Annotated in this window: 20 protein-coding genes and 1 tRNA gene; 10 read left to right on the top strand and 11 right to left on the bottom strand. The window is 55.4% G+C overall.

All coding sequences use genetic code 11. From position 1 onward, the window contains the following. Positions 1-22: 22 nt before the first annotated feature. The 3 genes from BCF46_RS03750 to BCF46_RS03740 form a co-directional block, all read right to left on the bottom strand. Positions 23-211, bottom strand: coding sequence for a pilus assembly protein (locus tag BCF46_RS03750; protein WP_121021831.1), 189 nt, complete (start codon positions 209-211; stop codon positions 23-25). A gap of 233 nt (positions 212-444) precedes the next feature. Continuing rightward, positions 445-639 carry a hypothetical protein gene (locus BCF46_RS03745; RefSeq protein ID WP_121021829.1) on the bottom strand — a complete coding sequence of 65 codons (195 nt, stop codon included), beginning with the start codon at positions 637-639 and terminating at the stop codon, positions 445-447. 263 nt (positions 640-902) lie between these two features. After that, entirely contained in the window at positions 903-1,097 is a 195-nt protein-coding gene (locus BCF46_RS03740) for a Flp family type IVb pilin (protein ID WP_121021827.1), read from the bottom strand. Positions 1,098-1,499: 402 nt separating this feature from the next. Here BCF46_RS03740 and BCF46_RS03735 point away from each other — a divergent pair, with 402 nt between their 5' ends. Beyond that, complete coding sequence (locus BCF46_RS03735) at positions 1,500-2,282, top strand: lytic transglycosylase domain-containing protein (RefSeq protein ID WP_121022280.1); 783 nt, start codon at positions 1,500-1,502, stop codon at positions 2,280-2,282. 3 nt (positions 2,283-2,285) lie between these two features. Continuing rightward, positions 2,286-3,719, top strand: a complete 1,434-nt coding sequence (locus BCF46_RS03730) for a UbiA family prenyltransferase (RefSeq protein ID WP_121021825.1) — start codon at positions 2,286-2,288, stop codon at positions 3,717-3,719. Here the strand turns inward: BCF46_RS03730 and BCF46_RS03725 are convergent. From BCF46_RS03725 to BCF46_RS03705, 5 genes are all read right to left on the bottom strand, one after another. Then, complete coding sequence (locus BCF46_RS03725; protein ID WP_121021823.1) at positions 3,716-4,453, bottom strand: SDR family NAD(P)-dependent oxidoreductase; 738 nt, start codon at positions 4,451-4,453, stop codon at positions 3,716-3,718. The genes BCF46_RS03730 and BCF46_RS03725 overlap by 4 nt on opposite strands. Beyond that, positions 4,450-5,763: an FAD-binding oxidoreductase gene (locus tag BCF46_RS03720; protein ID WP_121021821.1), complete on the bottom strand. Its 1,314-nt coding sequence runs from the start codon at positions 5,761-5,763 to the stop codon at positions 4,450-4,452. The genes BCF46_RS03725 and BCF46_RS03720 overlap by 4 nt, the downstream gene beginning before the upstream one ends. After that, a complete protein-coding gene (locus tag BCF46_RS03715; protein ID WP_121021820.1) occupies positions 5,760-6,767 on the bottom strand; it encodes a lysylphosphatidylglycerol synthase transmembrane domain-containing protein in 1,008 nt (335 codons plus the stop codon). The genes BCF46_RS03720 and BCF46_RS03715 overlap by 4 nt, the downstream gene beginning before the upstream one ends. A gap of 77 nt (positions 6,768-6,844) precedes the next feature. Next, positions 6,845-7,435, bottom strand: a complete 591-nt coding sequence (locus BCF46_RS03710) for an NUDIX hydrolase (RefSeq protein WP_121021818.1) — start codon at positions 7,433-7,435, stop codon at positions 6,845-6,847. A 54-nt stretch (positions 7,436-7,489) separates the two neighbouring features. Next, positions 7,490-7,885 (bottom strand): DUF983 domain-containing protein, encoded by a 396-nt coding sequence (locus BCF46_RS03705; RefSeq protein WP_121021817.1) that lies wholly within the window; start codon positions 7,883-7,885, stop codon positions 7,490-7,492. A gap of 192 nt (positions 7,886-8,077) precedes the next feature. Here BCF46_RS03705 and BCF46_RS03700 point away from each other — a divergent pair, with 192 nt between their 5' ends. From BCF46_RS03700 to BCF46_RS03685, 4 genes are all read left to right on the top strand, one after another. Beyond that, entirely contained in the window at positions 8,078-8,569 is a 492-nt protein-coding gene (locus BCF46_RS03700; protein WP_170157855.1) for an EF-hand domain-containing protein, read from the top strand. A 62-nt stretch (positions 8,570-8,631) separates the two neighbouring features. Next, the gene (locus tag BCF46_RS03695; protein WP_121021813.1) at positions 8,632-9,213 is read left to right on the top strand and encodes an RNA polymerase sigma factor; all 582 of its coding nucleotides are present in this window, start codon (positions 8,632-8,634) and stop codon (positions 9,211-9,213) included. Continuing rightward, the gene (locus BCF46_RS03690) at positions 9,210-9,599 is read left to right on the top strand and encodes a hypothetical protein (protein ID WP_121021811.1); all 390 of its coding nucleotides are present in this window, start codon (positions 9,210-9,212) and stop codon (positions 9,597-9,599) included. The genes BCF46_RS03695 and BCF46_RS03690 overlap by 4 nt, the downstream gene beginning before the upstream one ends. A 5-nt stretch (positions 9,600-9,604) precedes the next feature. Then, entirely contained in the window at positions 9,605-10,105 is a 501-nt protein-coding gene (locus BCF46_RS03685; RefSeq protein WP_170157854.1) for a periplasmic heavy metal sensor, read from the top strand. 24 nt (positions 10,106-10,129) lie between these two features. Here the strand turns inward: BCF46_RS03685 and BCF46_RS03680 are convergent, their stop codons facing one another. Further along, positions 10,130-11,539, bottom strand: coding sequence for a diguanylate cyclase (locus BCF46_RS03680; protein WP_170157853.1), 1,410 nt, complete (start codon positions 11,537-11,539; stop codon positions 10,130-10,132). 96 nt (positions 11,540-11,635) lie between these two features. Between BCF46_RS03680 and BCF46_RS03675 the strand changes: the two genes are divergently transcribed. After that, positions 11,636-11,914: a DUF3572 domain-containing protein gene (locus tag BCF46_RS03675; RefSeq protein ID WP_121021805.1), complete on the top strand. Its 279-nt coding sequence runs from the start codon at positions 11,636-11,638 to the stop codon at positions 11,912-11,914. Positions 11,915-11,998: 84 nt separating this feature from the next. Here the strand turns inward: BCF46_RS03675 and BCF46_RS03670 are convergent. After that, a tRNA-Cys gene (locus BCF46_RS03670) sits at positions 11,999-12,072 on the bottom strand. A gap of 250 nt (positions 12,073-12,322) precedes the next feature. Here BCF46_RS03670 and BCF46_RS03665 point away from each other — a divergent pair. The 3 genes from BCF46_RS03665 (at position 12,323) to BCF46_RS03655 (ending at position 15,445) form a co-directional block, all read left to right on the top strand. After that, on the top strand, positions 12,323-12,976 hold the full coding sequence (locus BCF46_RS03665) for a protein-L-isoaspartate O-methyltransferase family protein (RefSeq protein WP_121021803.1): 654 nt from the start codon (positions 12,323-12,325) through the stop codon (positions 12,974-12,976). A 76-nt stretch (positions 12,977-13,052) separates the two neighbouring features. Further along, positions 13,053-14,414 (top strand): TolC family outer membrane protein, encoded by a 1,362-nt coding sequence (locus BCF46_RS03660; protein WP_121021801.1) that lies wholly within the window; start codon positions 13,053-13,055, stop codon positions 14,412-14,414. Positions 14,415-14,485: 71 nt separating this feature from the next. After that, positions 14,486-15,445: a hypothetical protein gene (locus BCF46_RS03655; RefSeq protein ID WP_121021799.1), complete on the top strand. Its 960-nt coding sequence runs from the start codon at positions 14,486-14,488 to the stop codon at positions 15,443-15,445. A gap of 3 nt (positions 15,446-15,448) precedes the next feature. Here the strand turns inward: BCF46_RS03655 and BCF46_RS03650 are convergent, their stop codons facing one another. Then, on the bottom strand, positions 15,449-16,915 hold the full coding sequence (locus tag BCF46_RS03650) for a cobyric acid synthase (protein WP_121021797.1): 1,467 nt from the start codon (positions 16,913-16,915) through the stop codon (positions 15,449-15,451). Positions 16,916-16,924 lie beyond the last annotated feature (9 nt).

The raw sequence follows: 16,924 nt of genomic DNA, 5'->3' as shown, positions 1-16,924 counted from the left end.
CGGTTCGCGCGCAGCGTTGAAATTAGAACGCCGTACTGATCATCGGGCTGCTGAGAGTTGCTTCGACATCGCCGGTTAGATCTTCCGTGCCGTCAATGACGACGCCCATCGACGCCAAAGCCAAGCCAATAACACCTGCGGCCAAGATAACCCAGTCAACGGTCACTGCACCGGAGTCTTCTGCCCAAAAACGGGATACTAAATAATTCATTTTACTCTCCGGCGGAACAGGCGCGGGGCCTTGATTACAACGTGTTTTTTATCGCAATGAATTTAGGCGAAATTTAGAAGAAATAAGGCAATTCTGCCACATTTAGCTACGAAGTCAGAAACTTACCGTTTCCGCCTCCTACCTTAACGAATCTGAGATGCAAGTAATGAGAAGAGGGACCGCGTTCATTGAACGCGGTCCCTCGTCGATACTGCTATGCGGGAACGAACAGCTTAGAATGTCGTAACTTTTTCTTGAACCTTCAGCTGATAGCCAGTGTCGTCCTCCAGCTGCTCCACGCCGCCGAGAACATAGACCATGGCGGCGATGCTCAAGAACCCACCTGCAGCTGCGATCACCATCATCTCTTGGGTCACGGCAGCTGTTTCGTCCGCAGCGAAGTTTTTTATGAGAGTGTTCAATGTCATAGTCTGTCCCTCCAACGATTTTGCGTCGTCTTAGTCTATTGAATTAAGTCAGCGTTGCTTGCGGCCCTGGCCAACGTCGAGTCCGAGTTGTGCCGCTGTAGTGATAAGCACGAAGTGTCGCACGCAATCGGGGCGAGAATTTGACATGAATGGTTCTTTGTTGGTGCGCTGCTTGAGCGAAGGAATAGGCCTCTAAACGCGAAAAGGCCGCGTTCATGATGAACGCGGCCTTAACTTGAAGTCGCCGGGTGGCGACGATCAGCTTAGAAAACAGTCGAGATACCTTGGCCAGTCAGCTGGTCTTCGATGTCGCCGGACAGGTCTTCCAGACCGTCGGAAACAGAAGCCATAACTGCGATGCCCAGGCCAACGATGGCTGCGGTCAGAACAACCCAGTCAACGGTTACTGCGCCAGATTCGTCAGCTGCGAAATTTTTGATCATTGCGTTCAGTGTCATTGTGTATCCCTCCAAGGATATAAGTTTAGTTTCCAAGTTAACCGTAACGTTTGTTCGACCTGGCCAGCCTCTGTTCTAGACCGTGTCGCCGTCTTGGTATGCAGCATGTATCGCCCTCAATCGGGGCGAGAATTGGGCGCGAATGGTTCCTTTTCACAGCATGGTAAAAAATCTATCTAAAATCTTATAATTTATTGATTATAAACAATAAATATTTAAAGATGAGTGTTTTTTCCGTGAAAACTGTCGCATGACCTGCGTCAATGCTGGCACAGGTTTTTGATTGTTTCTCAGGACTGGTGGAATTGACCTGCATTTTCTGGAAGAGTCTAAAAAAAGAATAACACCAACGGCAAGTCGGGCAGGCTCATGTCGATATCAATTCGCGAGATTCTTCTCCTGATGTGCTTGAGCATTGGGTTCTCTGCCGAGGCGGCAGAGCTAAAACCCGCTTTCGGCGGGAATTTTACGTTCAAAAAAATTGCGCCACCGAAACATGGTGCCAAGAAGTTGATAACAATTCAGATCGAACCGAAGCCCGCAGCGGTTAAGGCACCCGTCGCGCCTAAAGCGGGGGCTTCCGCTGCATCTCCATCTCAGCTGGAATGGTACTGGCAAGCCGTGTCCCCTTCTATAGACGCCTCAGGCCCGGGCCGCTTCACGAGTGCGGTCGCAGGCCTCAGTAAGGCACCGAAAGGGCAGGCGGTTCGTGCGCCACGTCTGGAGACGATGCAATCGATCGCGTCGCAACATGGGACGACTATTCTATTAGAGACTCTGAACAAGAAAATATCGCCGGCCTTCGTGCTGGCACTGATCTCGGTTGAGTCTGGCGGACGTGTTTCGGTCGAAAGCAACAAAGGCGCGCAAGGATTGATGCAGTTGATCCCAGATACCGCCGCTCGCTTCGGCGTGACCGATAGCACTGATCCGGCGCAGAACATTAAGGGTGGGGTGGCTTATCTGGAATGGTTGATGAACGAATTTGAAGGCGACCCGATCATGGCGCTTGCCGGATACAATGCAGGCGAGAACGCGGTGAAGAAGCACGGAGGCGTGCCGCCCTATGCCGAAACACGCAATTATGTACCCAAAGTGCTTGCCGCGTGGAAAGTCGCCAAGGGGATGTGTATGTCGCCACCCCAGCTTGTATCTGATGGCTGTGTTTTCCGTACGAAAGGCTAGGCCATGACCAGCAAACCCCTGATATTGGATGTCGATGGCACCTTTTTGCGCACCGACATGCTACTTGAGACCTTTTGGTCGGCCATGGGGTGCGCGCCAATCCAGGCCTTGAAGCTGGTCGTCACGCATTTCACTGATAGGGCGCAGCTGAAATCAAAACTTGCCGAGCTGGCTGATTGCCGCGTTGATTTGATGCCGGTAGATAAGAACGTAGCCGAGCTTGCTGCTCAGGCTGCCGCACAAGGACATGAGGTTATTCTTGCATCCGCTTCGGATACGTCTCTGGTGAGTGCGTTAGCGAGGCATCATGGATTGTCGGACCGGATTTTCGCGTCTGACGGGATGAAAAATCTTAAGGGTGAGGCCAAGGCCGAGGCGTTGGTTGCCGCTTTCGGCACACGCGGGTTCCATTACGCAGGCAACGAAGCGGTTGATATGGCCGTTTGGAAGGACGCCGACGACGTCATCATGGTACAAGACCACCCTGCCGAGCGAGCCAACCTGGCTGCCGACGGGCATGCGGTCACCGTGCTACCCGGTGGCTGGTCTTGGGCCAGCCTGTTGAAGGCGATGCGCCCGCATCAATACGTGAAAAACGTGCTGCTGCTGTTACCGATTATCGCCGCGCATAATTTTGGCCTGTCGGCGCTTCTTCCGGTGCTGCTGGCGATGGTGTCATTTTCGGCGGCCGCCTCATGTATCTATCTGGTGAACGATTTGCTCGACATTGATGCAGACCGAATGCATCCGACCAAGTGTCGTCGCCCATTTGCCAGCGGGGCGTTGCCCATAAAGGTTGGAATGGCCGCGATGTTCGCGCTTGCGGTAATTGCCCTTGGCGTCGCCGCCAGTCTGAATATGGCATTCTTGGCGGTGGTTTCTGTCTACATGATACTGTCGCTCGCCTATTCGCTGAAGCTAAAGCGGATGCGCTGGGTCGATATCGCGACCTTGGCGTCTCTATATACTTTGCGTGTTGTAGCGGGGGCCGCCGCAGCGGAGGTGTACGTCACTGGCTACATGCTAGTATTCATCTTCCCGGTGTTTGTGACCTTGGGATGCGTGAAGCGCTTAACCGAACTGACCCTGGCCACGTCCGATGAGCGTTTGCCCGGTCGTGGTTACGGGCGACCTGACCGCTCGGACCTGCTTAACGTCGCGGGGCTTGGCATGTTTGGCGCATTGCTGGTGTTTTTCTTATATACATTCACCGACCAGGCGCGCTCGCTGTATCCAACGCAATGGCTGCTTTGGGTCGCAATGCTACCCATAGGGGGGTGGCTGTTTCGAATGGTGTCGCTTGGGTACAAGGGCAAGCAGGACTACGATCCGATCGTTTTCGCAATGCGCGACCGGCACGGGATTTCGTTGATCCTATTCACCCTGACACTAATGTTCTACGCGGCAGGGTTGTTTCAGAACGCGTTCGGCTTCTAAACGCTGAGCTTTTTGAACACACGTTCGGGGATGGCTGTGATGATCCCCATGATCAACCGCCAGAACCCCGGCGTGTAGATCACGTCCTTGCGTTTTTCCACGGCCTTCAGGATGTCATCTGCAATCTTGTCGGGGGTTGCAACGAGGAACATGCCTTCAATTCCCCATGTCATCGCCGTATCGACAAAACCGGGCTTGACCGTAACTACATGCCCGCCGGATCGCGTAAGACGATTGCGCAGGCCGCTAAGATAGGTGTGGAACCCTGCTTTCGCGGAGCCGTAGACATAGTTGCCGATGCGTCCACGATCACCTGCCACTGACCCCACGCCAACGACAGTCCCGCCGCCACGTTCTTCCATGGCAGGTGCAATCATCTGAAGAAAGGTTGCAGGGCCTGCATAATTGTCTGTCACCGTGCCTGCGATAAGGGATGGGTCGGCGTCGATCTGGTCCTGAGACGGCATTGAACCAACGAAGACTGCCACGTTTATCATGCCTTCTAGCTTTGAGGCGTTATCTATGATGGGGGCAAAGGTGTTTGCATCCCGCGCGTCAAAACGGATGGCTTCGGCGGCGATAGCACCCTGTAGGGAGCAATCGGATGCGCTGGCCTCAAGGTCTTTCATGTCACGGCCCGCAAGCAGAACCTGTGCGCCATTTCGGGACACGGCGCGGGCAAACGCGCGGGCCATGGAGGAGGTGCCCCCGAGGATGATCCATGTATCGGTCATGCGTGGCTCCGAATGTTCAGGCGGCGAGTTTGATCAGTTTCGTACATTCCGTCCGGATCAATTTCGCTGATAAGTTTCGCAAACTTGTGGAGGTCCGGGTACATTTTCATCAGATGCGAGGGATCAAGTGTAGCGTCTTTGGCCAAATAGACACGCCCGCCAGCGTTTTTGGTGATCTCCTCCAATTCGGCGATCAGCGGCTCGACTCCCGCGCGGTTCGGGAAGTCGATGGCAAGTGTGTAACCTTCCATCGGGAAGGACATCAGTCCGGCGCGACCTGCGCCCATACGTTTGAGCACAGCCAGGGGCGAGGCGAGGCCTGCATTGCCGATTTGATCAAGCATTACACGCAGGACGGCTGCTTCCGACACCGGAACCACACATTGAAATTGGTGAAAGCCGCGTTTGCCGTAGAGGCGGTTCCACTCAAGAAGCTTGTCGAGTGGAAAGAAAAATTCGGTGATTGGTTTAACGCTGGTCCTGCCACGCTCGGGGACGCGCCGCAGATATGCGGCATTAAACAGGCGTACCATTGGGTTGGACAACGCCCAGCCCGGCGCATTGAAAGGCACGGCGCGGGAACGCTTTGCGTCCGGGACCAACCCGTAGCCCGTTTCGGCCTCTTCTAAGATGCCGCGACCAAGCGCTTCCCCCTTCGCCGTCGCGTCGACCCAACCGACCGTGTAGGTGGATTTGGAATTATCCAATGCTTCTAGGAAATGGTCCAGATTTTCGATCCTGCGCTCTGTGACCGTCATTATATCGCCCTTGCATGGAAGCAGTTGAAGCTTGGCGGCAACGATAGCGCCGGTTTGCCCCATACCGCCAATGGTGGCACGGAACAGCTTCACATTCTTCGATGGGCTTATCTTTTGCAGTTTGCCGCCGCTCATCAGGCTGATCTCGACCACATGTTGGCCGAACGATCCGGCACCGTGATGGTTTTTGCCATGCACATCATGCGCAATGCAGCCGCCAACAGTTGCAAAGCCCGTTCCCGGCATAACGCTGGGAAGCCAGCCATCGGGTGCAAAGCGGCGTGCGATATCCCCGATACGTGCGCCGGCCTCGACTTCCAAAACTCCATTCTCGGTATCAAACCCAAGCAATCGATCCACGCGGGTCATGTCTATCGCGTGACCGCCGTCATTCAGACACGAGTCACCATATGACCTGCACATGCCTATCGCGGGCGCGCCGGTGTCAGCTTGAATGGCAGCGAGGGATGATATCCGTTCGGGGCGGGCCACTTGTGCCGTGGCGCGGTGGACCCGGCCCCAGCCGGTGTAGGTAAGCGTATTCCAGATCATAGTATTTTCGATTTATTTGAAAGGGCTTCAGCAAAAGGGAAAGCCAGTGCGCCTACGGCGATAGCAAACCAAAGCGTGGTAATGCGGATAACAGTGGTTGCGGCGAGGGCCACGTGAAGCGGCGCGCCGTTCATCGCCAGCAAGACCATCATGGTAGCTTCGGCACCGCCCAGTCCGCCGGGCGCGCCTGTTAAGCCGCCTGCGAGTGTGGAGAACAAAAAGATGACGGTCGCTGTTGCAAGACTGACCTCGGCCCCCATCCAGTGCAGCAGCAGATAAAGTGCGAACCCTTCCGCCATCCAACCGACGGTGCTCAGGATCAAAGCGGGGCCGGTTACGCGAGTGTCGCTGAACCGACCCATAGAGCGCGCAGCTTGGCGCAGTCGCGCGAACGGGCGGGGCCAGCGATGCAGAGCACCAAACAGTACCTCGACGAGTTTGATGAGCAGTTTCGGGCGCGTTATGATGATCGCGCCGGCGATTGCGGTGAGTGCAATGGGTGTCGCGCCCATGCTGCCCTTTCCAGAAAGAAAAACGGCCACGCCCAGAACCAACCCCATCGCGGCCATATCAAAAGCGCGGTCAGCAAGGGGAAGGGGGGTAACGCGTTCCACAGTCCATCCGGTCATTCGTGTAATCCAGCGCAGCCTGACAAATTCACCAATCCGAGCAGGTGTAATTGTCATCGCAAACCCGCCGATGAAATGCAAAAGCGAATAGCGCAGGGGCAGATCTAGTCCGAGACGGCGCGCCAAAAAATGCCAGCGCACTCCGCGGATCAGGTAATTGATCATCGACAATGCCAGCAATACGCCAATCTGCCAAATCGCAAGCTTCCTAAGCTCCCCCCAAGTTTCTTGCCAACCCGTTGCAGTGACAAGGCCAAAGAGGCCAAAAAGAAAGAGTGCAATGAACCCCCAAAACAGCGCCCGGTCACGCCACGCGCGCCGGTGTGTCCCCGATACGGCGGCGGGGGGAGTTGGAATGCTGTCAACCAAAGTCATGTCCCCCGTGCGCTAGCAACAGAATAGGGCAGCATTATGAAACTGTTTCTAAATGAAAAATACCAATGACGTTCACGCTACTGAATTCTTAAGAAGCGGGAGGTGCCAGAACTGTTATCAAAAAATGGGACGCTGTCTGGTGGCGCTTTGGTCTTCGACAACGCCTCGACCTCGGCAAGGACCACTTCGGTAATGAAAGGCAAGTTCAGCGCGCGCGCCTCGGGAAGCGGAACCCAATGAAGATGGCGCAATTCGTCGCTGGCCTTTGAAAAGTCGTCGAGATCAGTGTCGGACATGGTGTTTGCATCTGCCAGAAAAAATCTGGCGTCAAACCGGCGCGGGCGACCGGGTGGGGTAATTGCGCGGAAAAAATAGAGTAGGCCCTCGCATTTGCGCAAGGTAAGACCAGTTTCTTCCCAGGTTTCGCGCAAAGCCGCTGCCAGCAATGCAGGGCCGATATCACCGAGGCGCGACAGGCATTTTACCGAAGGCGTGCCGGGTAAAACGGCTTGGGCATCCTCCGGATCGACTGCACCACCCGGAAACACGTATTTGTTGGGCATGAAGGCAGCGTTCTTGCCACGCTGCCCCATAAGCACTTTCGGCGCGCTGTCGGCGTCGCGCAAAAGCACGACGCTTGCGGCGTCTCTTATTGGAACATCTGTCATGATTGCACTCTGGCCCGAGTGCCGGGTGGCTTCAACTCTATTCGCTTGTAAGGATTATGCTGTTCGCCCGCCAAATCCGTGCATCCGTTTGGCCCATTGCAAGGCCACAACTGCGCCTTTCAGGCGGGGCAGCAAATATAGCGATAAGGCCACGCAGCCAATTGTAAATATGGTCGCTACAACCAATGGATCCGGCTCGAACTCGAAAAAGGTCCACAACAACAGCGGCGCCATCACGTGTCCTACGATCAGGATCGTAAGATAAGCTGGACCATCATCGGCACGGTGGTGGCTCATGTGTTCATGGCAAACCGCGCATTCGTCACGCACCTTTAGATAGCTTGAAAACAGGGGCCCCTGACCACAGGAGGGGCACCGGCGACGCCATCCACGCAGCAATGCAGGTTTCAACTCACGTTCGATTTCTTCAGCCAAAGTATCACTCGCCATTATCAAGTACCGTTATCGTAAAGGGATACTCTATTCGCGGTCAGGTGTGAATGCAGGGTGACAGGATGTCTCGGGGGGCGATATTGCGATTTTTTTTTAGCAACGAGCGACGGAGTGGGCATCTTGGTTCGTTAAAGGTGCATATCGGCGGCCAAGTTGGGTCGGTGAATGAACCATAAACGGAGATTTAGAATGGCAATATTGGCAGGTAATCTGAAAACGAAACTGGCTCTGGCCAGCGTTGGCCTTGCGTTGGCGCTGACCCCAATGATCGCGCACGCCAAAGGTGGGCACGGTCCGCGGGTCACGTTTGAGGAACTGGACGCCGACGGCAACGGCAGCGTCACGGAAGCGGAAATGCGGGCACACCGAGCCGCTCATTTCGCTATGGCTGACGCCGACGGTGATGGCTCGCTGTCACGCTCTGAGCTTGAAGCGCAAATGAAATCAGGCAAGGAAAGCCGCATGGAGCGTCGTTTGGACCGGATGATGGATCATCTGGATGCCGATGATAATGGTGTCCTGAGCCAGGAAGAGCTGGCCGATGCGGGCGGCAAGCGCAAAGGCCACGGTTTCTCGCGCATGGATAAAGACGGCGACGGGGCTGTTTCCAAGGCAGAGTTCGAAGAGATGGGCAAAAAACACCACGGCAAACGCCACGGTGATCGCAAGCATCAGGACTGACGCGGGCGTGGGCGGCCTGAGAAGGTCGCCCCGTTACCCGAATTGGGGTATGAACACGCAGGATGGGTATGGCTCTGGACCAATCGGATCACCTCGACGATGACGCATTGATCGTACTGTTTGCCAATGGCGACCGCACGGCAGCCGAGACGTTGACCCTGCGTCTTTCCCCACACGCACTTAGCTTTGCGCGTCGCATGTTGGGAGATCTGGCGGAGGCCGAGGACGTTGTTCAAGAAGCGATGCTACGCCTGTGGCGTGTGGCCCCAGACTGGAGACCCGGTGAGGCAAAGCCCGCGACTTGGCTATATCGCGTGGTGAACAATCTATGCATTGATCGATTGCGCAAACGTCAGCGGGTCAGTGTCGGATTGGAAGATATGGCCGAGCCTGCGGACCCCGCACCTTCGGCCGAAACGCGGTTGATCCAAACGGACCGGATGGCGGCACTTGATGCTGCACTCGCCGAGTTGCCGGATCGACAGCGGCAAGCTGTGATTCTGAGACACATAGAGGGGCAGTCGAATCCCGACATAGCACGGATAATGGACATAAGCGTCGAGGCCGTCGAAAGTTTGACGGCCCGCGGGAAAAGGATGCTGGCAAAGCTGCTGGCCTCTCAAAAGGAAGAGTTGTCGTCATGACCGATAAACTGAACATGACCCCTGATACGGGTGCGGAACTGGATGCCCTCTTTGCGCAAGCGCGTGACGAGGCTCCGATGCCTTCGGCCAGTTTGCTCGCGCGGGTGGCAGAGGATGCGAAGCAGACGCAGGAGGGTTTCGGGCGCAAAGCTGGCATAGCTCGGACTCCGCGCATTTCATGGTGGGCGCAATTCTTCGACGATATCGGCGGCCTTCCCGCGATGGGCGGGTTGGTCGCATCTGCCTGCACGGGCATCTATTTGGGATTCGTGAATCCGGACTTCGCAACCAGTTGGGGCAGCACTGACACTGAAATAACCGTCGAGGCCGAAGGCGTCATGAGCCACGCGCTACTTGGTGATCTCTATTGGATTGAGGAAGGGTGATGGATATGGACAAAACAATTCCGCGCGCTCCGCGAAGGGTGAAGGTCGCCTTGGCGATCTCTGTTGCGATTAACCTGTTGGTCCTCGGGGCCGTAGTCGGTGCAGGGATGCATGGCGACCGAGATCGGAAAAGCTTTGGCAACCGAGGCGGGGATATTGCTGCGATTGGTATTTATGGTCGCGCGCTGGACAGACCTGACCGTCGCGCAATCAGTCAACGTTTGCGCGAAGGACGCAATGATCAGGGGCGGGAAATTCGGGCTGAATTGGGCGAGTTTGCACTCGAAGCGTCAGAGTTTCTGAAGCAAACGCCTTTCGACAAGGACGCGTTCGCAGGGGTGTTGCAGCGCCAGCAAGGTTTGATAAAGGGGCGCTCGGACATGATGCAAAACGCGTTGGTCGAGCAAATCGCGTCGATGACCACTGAACAGCGCATTGAATACGCCAATCGGTTGCAGGAGTTGCTCGATCATGGGGGGCGGCGGCGCAAGCATGATCGCGATTAACGGGATTGTGGCTTTGCGCTTGAGCTAGGCGGCGGCGGCAATCGCAACCAGATTTCGGCCGCAGGCTTTGGCTCGGTAAAGTGCACGGTCCGCTTGTTCCATCATTTCCTGAATTGGCACGTGCCCGTTCTGAATGGATAGCCCAACGCTCACAGTGACCCGCAAGGGGGTAGGGCTGTTTTTCACAGCAATGTCCAAGGCGCCGACTGCCCTGCGCAACCGGTTTGCAGTGGTCCTAGCGCGAGCTTCGTTGGTGTGCGGCAATGCGACCAAAAATTCCTCCCCTCCTGTCCGACAAATTAGATCACCGTCGCGCAGGTTCTTGCGCAGCGTCTGGGCAAGCGTCGTGAGAACCGCATCACCCATCGCGTGACCGTAGCGATCATTCACGCCCTTAAAGTGATCAACGTCAAAGGCGAGGATCGCGAAATTTTTACCTGTGGCAAGGCAGTCCCGCTGCATTTCGATCAGGCGACTGGCTGCGTATCGACGGTTGTAGAGCCCCGTTAACGGGTCAGTGATCGCTTGTAGTAGACTATCACGAACAACGCGCTTTCTTTTGCAAATGCTTCGGTGAATTTGTGCCTGACTGTTGATACGGGCGACTAAATCAAGCGGCGGTATATCCAATGGGACCGCATCATGTGCGCCAAGCTCGAACGCGCGCGCAAGCTGTGAGGTTCCGGGGTTCTTTTGGATCACGATCACGCGGACGTCCTTGGTGCGCGCATGTGAACGCATTTGCGACATGATGGAGAGCGCACGCTCAGCCGCACCGGTTTCAGCGACAAGCAAAACAACATTTGGCTCATTGGGCGCGGCGTCTGGTTGCGTGAGCAAGGATAAAGGGACGTGTTCGACGTTCAAGGCACCTGGCTTGCCTCGCGCGGGTTTATGAAAATTCGTGATAAACTCGGTTACAGGTTGCGAAGGGGTGCCAGTACCGACAAGTGCGATCGCAACATTGGCGGGCGGCGGCGGCGCCTTCAGTTCATCTATTGATAACCCGTGCTGGATAGCGGGCGAGTGCAGTTCCTGATTAGCGGCGTTGTCTCTCATCAGATTTTGTATGCGCGCGAGCAAAACATCTTCAGCGAATGGCCGGTTCAAAACGTCATCTGCGCCAGCCAGCAGGCATTTCCTTAAAAGTTTACAGGCTGCCGTGGAGTTGGGTTGGTCTCGCATGACGATAAATGTAGTCGCCATTCCTTTGGTGGTGCGTGCCGTGCGCATCCATTTAAGCACGCAATCGGCGGAGCGATCTACTAGCACAGACGATGCCAATACGACATCGAACACACGCGCGTTAGCCATCGCACGCGCCTGCTGAACGCCATCAGCGAGGCTGACATCGTAGTGAGCCAATGACAGTTTGACTTTCAAGACCATACGATTTGTTGGAACCGGGTCGACTATGAGTATGCGGCCAGCCATCTTTGGGTCTTCTCCTGAAAGCGGGAATCGCCTCTTGATCGCCATTAGTGTGTTCTGCCAAGAGTTAAGAAATATTTACTATGTTGGAGCGCTGAGATGACCCCGCAGAATGCCGAAGAGATCGCCCTATCTGCGCTGGGCTGGATTGCGGCTTCGGACGACCTTATGGGCGTGTTTCTGGGCGCGACCGGGTCGTCATTGGAGATAGTGCGTGCGCAAGCATCTGATCCGGCATTCTTGGGGTCCGTTTTGGACTTTATGCTTATGGACGACAGTTGGGTTTCGGAGTTTTGTGACGCCAATTCTCTAGACTACCGCCAACCGATGATCGCGCGTCAACTGCTTCCCGGTGGCGATGTGCCGTACTGGACTTAAGGCGATATTCACGACCCCACCTAACGAAGCACGGGGGTGGCGAACTTACGACAGTTTTCCCGAGCGGCTACCGGTGAAAACACTTGGAGGCGAGTAGGAGAATCGAACTCCTGTACACGGATTTGCAATCCGCTGCGTAACCACTCCGCCAACTCGCCTTACTGGTGTTCCGGCTCTCTAGACCAAGCTTATGGGTCGCGCAAGAGCCTACAGTTGAGCCGCTGTCCTTTTGCGCACTACCGATATCGTGGATGGTGAAAGAACGAAAATGGGCTGTGCGTCTGCCGCTTCCATGAGGAAAATGCTCAAATTTCCGGTACCAACCGCTGCTTGGATTACTTCGGCGTTGCCGCATCCGTCGATCTGTGTCAAACCAGCTTTAACTGAAACTAGACTAATGAGTTTAGTATGCTCGACAACGCTACAAACCGAACAATGATGGTCGACACGCAAGTGCGGCCCTCTGATGTCACCAAGTTCCCGATTATCGACGCCATGCTAACGGTACGCCGAGAGGCGTTTGTGCCCGAAAGCAAGCGGAACGTCGCATATGCCGGGGGAAATATCGACCTCGGTGGTGGACGCGTTGTTCTTGAACCACGCACATTTGCGAAAATGCTTGATGCTCTAGATATTCAACGCAGCGATGTCGTGCTCGATATCGGCTGTGGGCTTGGGTATTCATCAGCCGTTTTAGCGCATATGGCGGATGCGGTTGTCGCGGTCGAAGAGGACGAAGATTTGGCGCGCGACGCAGAAGCGGCCTTGGCAGAGCAAGGGATCGACAATGCGGTTGTGATTTCCGCGCCACTGGCCAAGGGAGCTGCTAAACATGGTCCTTATGATGCCATTTGCATTGAGGGAGCCGTATCCCAAATCCCAGACGAGGTGCTGGGGCAGCTCAAGGAAGGGGGACGCATTCTTGCGATCTTCGGCCAGAGTAAACTCGGCGAGGCGCGCTTGGGCCGTAAGATTGGCGATAAAGTGAGCTGGACTCTTTCGTTTAACGCGGGTGCACCGGTCCTTCCGGGCTTTACCTCCGAGGCCGTGTTCGCGCTTTAATAGACGACTTAAGGGTCTGCATGGCCCGTCTCCGTGAGGTCAAACTCGCGGGTTTTGGGCATACAGGTAGGTTCGCATGAAACAACGTTTTCTGAGCAGTGTATTCTTTGGGATAACTTTGAGTTTGTCTCCTGTTCAGGCCTCGGCGGAAACGCTCGCGGGCGCGTTGACGGCGGCATACGATAATTCGAACTTGCTGGAACAGAGCCGCGCCACGTTGCGTGCCGAAGATGAGGACGTTGCAATTGCCTTGTCGGGATTGCTGCCAAATATCAACGCCCGCTCGACAATCACTTTAAGCAATCCCACCGCCGCGAGGGACAATCTATCCTCGACGATCGCGCTGACGCTGGAGCTGCTGCTCTGGGACGCTGGGCGTACCCAGCTTGCGGTCGAGTCTGCCAAGGAAACGGTCCTAGCGGTTCGTGCCGAGCTTAGTCAGCAAGAGCAGGTGGTGTTGCTGGATGCTGTGAATGCCTACGTGCAAGTTCTGCGGGACCAGCGCGTGGTTCAGCTGCGTGAAAGCAACCTTCGCTTGATCACTCAAGAATTGCGCGCGGCCCGTGATAGGTTCGAAGTCGGGGAGGTAACCCGCACGGATGTGGCGCAGGCTGAAGCAAGGCTAGCGCAGGCACGGGGTGCATTGGTCGAATCGCAAGGCAATCTCCAGATCACGCAGGAATTGTATACAGTCTCAGTTGGGCGCGCGCCCTCTGGCCTGAAGGGCATCTCGAGACTGCCGAAACTGCCTAAGTCCTTGAACGCCGCGAAAGCGACGGCCAAGCAGGTCAGTCCGTTGATCGAACAAGTGCAACACCTGATCAAGGCGAATGAACTGAACTATGCGGCGGCCAAGGCAGGGACGCGCCCTCGGATTACGTTTAACAGTGGGCTTTCGCATTCGTCGGTGAATAACAATACCTCCAGCATCGGCTTGGAGATGAACGTGCCAATCTACCAAGGCGGGCAACTGTCCGCGTTGGTGCGAAAATCCTTGGCGGCAGTACATGGTTCGAAAGCAGCATTGAACCAGACAGCTATTGTACTGGATCAAAATGTTGCCAACGCGTGGTCACGGCTTGCGGTGGCGAACGCTCAAGTAACGTCGGCTGATCGCCAGATTCGTGCAGCACAGATTGCGTTTGACGGTGTGCGCGAAGAGGCAAAACTCGGAGCTAGGACGACATTGGACGTTCTGGACGCCGAGCAGGCCTTGTTTGATGCACGCACGACGCGTGTCGTGTCGGAAACACAGGTTTATTCAGCGGCTTACGGCCTGTTGGCTTCTATGGGGTTGCTAACTGCGGACAACCTCAAGCTTAATGTGAAGCGCTACGATCCTGCCGAGTACTATAATGCGGTCAAGAACGCCCCAGTACCAAGTTCCAAGGCAGGCAAGAAGCTGGACCGCATTTTGAAACGTTACCAAAAGAACTGAAGAGTCTAACGATCGGTTGTCAGGCCGACACGTGACGGGTATCTTACGTCAAAAGTGTAGAGGCTGAGCAAATGTCTGATCCGGGGACCAACGTAGACGTGGAAGATGTCCTGTCGTCCATTCGCAGGCTAGTGTCGGACACCAAGCCAGACGATCGCCAAGAAACTAAAGCGCCTGAGGTGTCATCAGAGGTACCTTCCGACGTGGAGCAGGAAGCTGCGAAACCAGTAGATGCGCTGATTCTTACATCTGCCCTTCGGGTGAAAACCCTTTCTGAGGATTCGGTGCCCGAGTTCCGTCATGCTGACATGACGAATTTCCGTCAAACCCTGACAGACGATACCCAGTCTGAGAGGGACGGCTCTAAGGAACCCGCTGCGCATCATGCGGACTGGTCTTCGTTGGCGAATGACGACTATTACGAAGATGACGTTCAGCCTGAGCCTACGCCAGTAATTGATTTCATCCGACACAGCCGCCGAACAGAACCCGCTGCCGCCGGGTTTTCGGATGCCAACAACACCTGGGAGCCGGAACTCGTTGATGAGGTTGAGCCGGAGCAAGGCAACCCTGTTGATAAGTTGATTGAAGATGCGGCTAAGACTTCTGAGATGTCATCTGACGAGCGCGCGAGCGAAGGCACCGTTGCTGAGACTGTAAAAGCTGAAACTACGGATATTGCTGGCTCTGAACAGAAATCTCGTGAGACCGACGCAGACGAGGCAAGCGATGAGTGGCGCGTTACGAATGACGCTGACCCGACAGATGATGCGTCTTTGATAGACGAATCTGTTTTTGCTTCTGCAGCTGCCGCGTCGGTCATTGACGGCGACGGTGATCATGACACGCCGAACGCCAGTCTCGCTGATTTCGATGATAGCGTGATTGATGAGGCCGTATTACGTGACCTCGTCGCCGAGATTGTGCGTCAGGAACTTACAGGTGAATTGGGAGAGCGGATTACCCGCAACGTCCGCAAACTGGTCCGCCGCGAAATTCATCGTGCTTTGCTAACCCGCGAATTTGAATAGCGTTTAGCTGTTTTTGACGTCTTCGGCTAAGTCGAAGATCTTTTCTATATCCAAATGTACTTCCAAATGGTCGGCCAAAGCGTCCAATGCCGCATCAACAGATGCGCCGTAGTCGCTGATTTGTGATGTGCCGCCCAGCTGTTCCAAGTAGGTCCGCCTGAAGTCGTCGGACGTAAACAATCCATGAATGTAGCAACCCTGAATCTTCCCATTGTTGGACGCGGCCCCGGCTACCTTTCCGTCGATCTGCAACCAAGCACTTTCCGTATCGGGGCCATCGGTGGTGCCGATGTGGATTTCGTAACCGGTAACAGCCGCGCCGGATTTCAGATGTACACCTTTCACATCGGCCAGATGTTTCTTTGGCGCCATGGTGGTTTCGACGTTCAGTAATCCCAGCCCCTGCACGGAGCCTTTCGCACCCTCGATGCCATCAGGATCAGAAATTGTGTGGCCAAGCATTTGATAGCCGCCACAAATCCCCAAAACATGCCCGCCACGCCGGACATGGCCATATAAGTCGACGTCCCAACCTTGAGCGCGAAAAAATGCTAAATCACCGATGGTGGATTTCGATCCGGGGATCAGAACCAAATCTGCATCAGAGGGCAGGGGGCGACCGGGTTCTATTATCTCGACTGAAACACCGGGCTCTATTGCCAGCGGGTCAAGATCGTCGAAATTTGCGATGCGGGACAGCTTGGGTACGACAACCTTCAAGACGTCACCGCTGCGGCTGGTTGATGTGATGTCCATCACGTCCTCCGCCGGAAGTTGCCATGCATCAGCAAACCATGGCAGGACACCAAGTGGTGTCCAGTCAGTGCGATCGGTTATCTCGGTCATGCCGTCGTCAAACAAGCTGACATCGCCTCTGAACTTGTTGATCATGAAAGCTTTAATGCGATCTCGGTCACAGTCAGGCAACACGCAATGAGTGCCAACGATCTGTGCGATAACACCGCCCCGGTCGATGTCGCCCACCAAGATTACGGGGATGGCGGCGGCCTCGGCAAATCCCATATTGGCAATGTCGCCGCTGCGCAGATTTATTTCGGCGGGGCTCCCGGCCCCTTCGATGACAATCAGCTCGGCGGTTTTGGCAAGGCGATGAAAACTCTCTAGGGTTTTCGAGAGCAGTTCGGGTTTCGCCTTGGCATAGTCGCGCGCTTTTAGCGTGGCGAACCGTTTGCCCTGGACGATCACCTGTGCGCCAACATCGCTTTCTGGTTTCAACAGGACGGGATTCATATCGGTATGCGCGGCGGTACCGCAGGCAAGGGCCTGCAAGGCTTGCGCGCGCCCGATTTCACCACCATCTGACGTTACTGCGGCATTGTTGGACATATTTTGAGGCTTAAAGGGACGGACCGTCAGGCCGCGCCGCGCGAAAACGCGGCAAAGCCCGGCCACGATCATGGACTTGCCCACATTTGAGCCAGCACCCTGTATCATGATTGCCTTGGTCACATGATTTCT

The organism is Litoreibacter meonggei (assembly GCF_003663885.1).
In the GTDB taxonomy this organism is placed as follows: domain Bacteria; phylum Pseudomonadota; class Alphaproteobacteria; order Rhodobacterales; family Rhodobacteraceae; genus Litoreibacter; species Litoreibacter meonggei.
The sequence above is the reverse complement of the archived record's forward strand: the minus strand, read 5'-3'. Positions and strand labels throughout refer to the sequence as shown.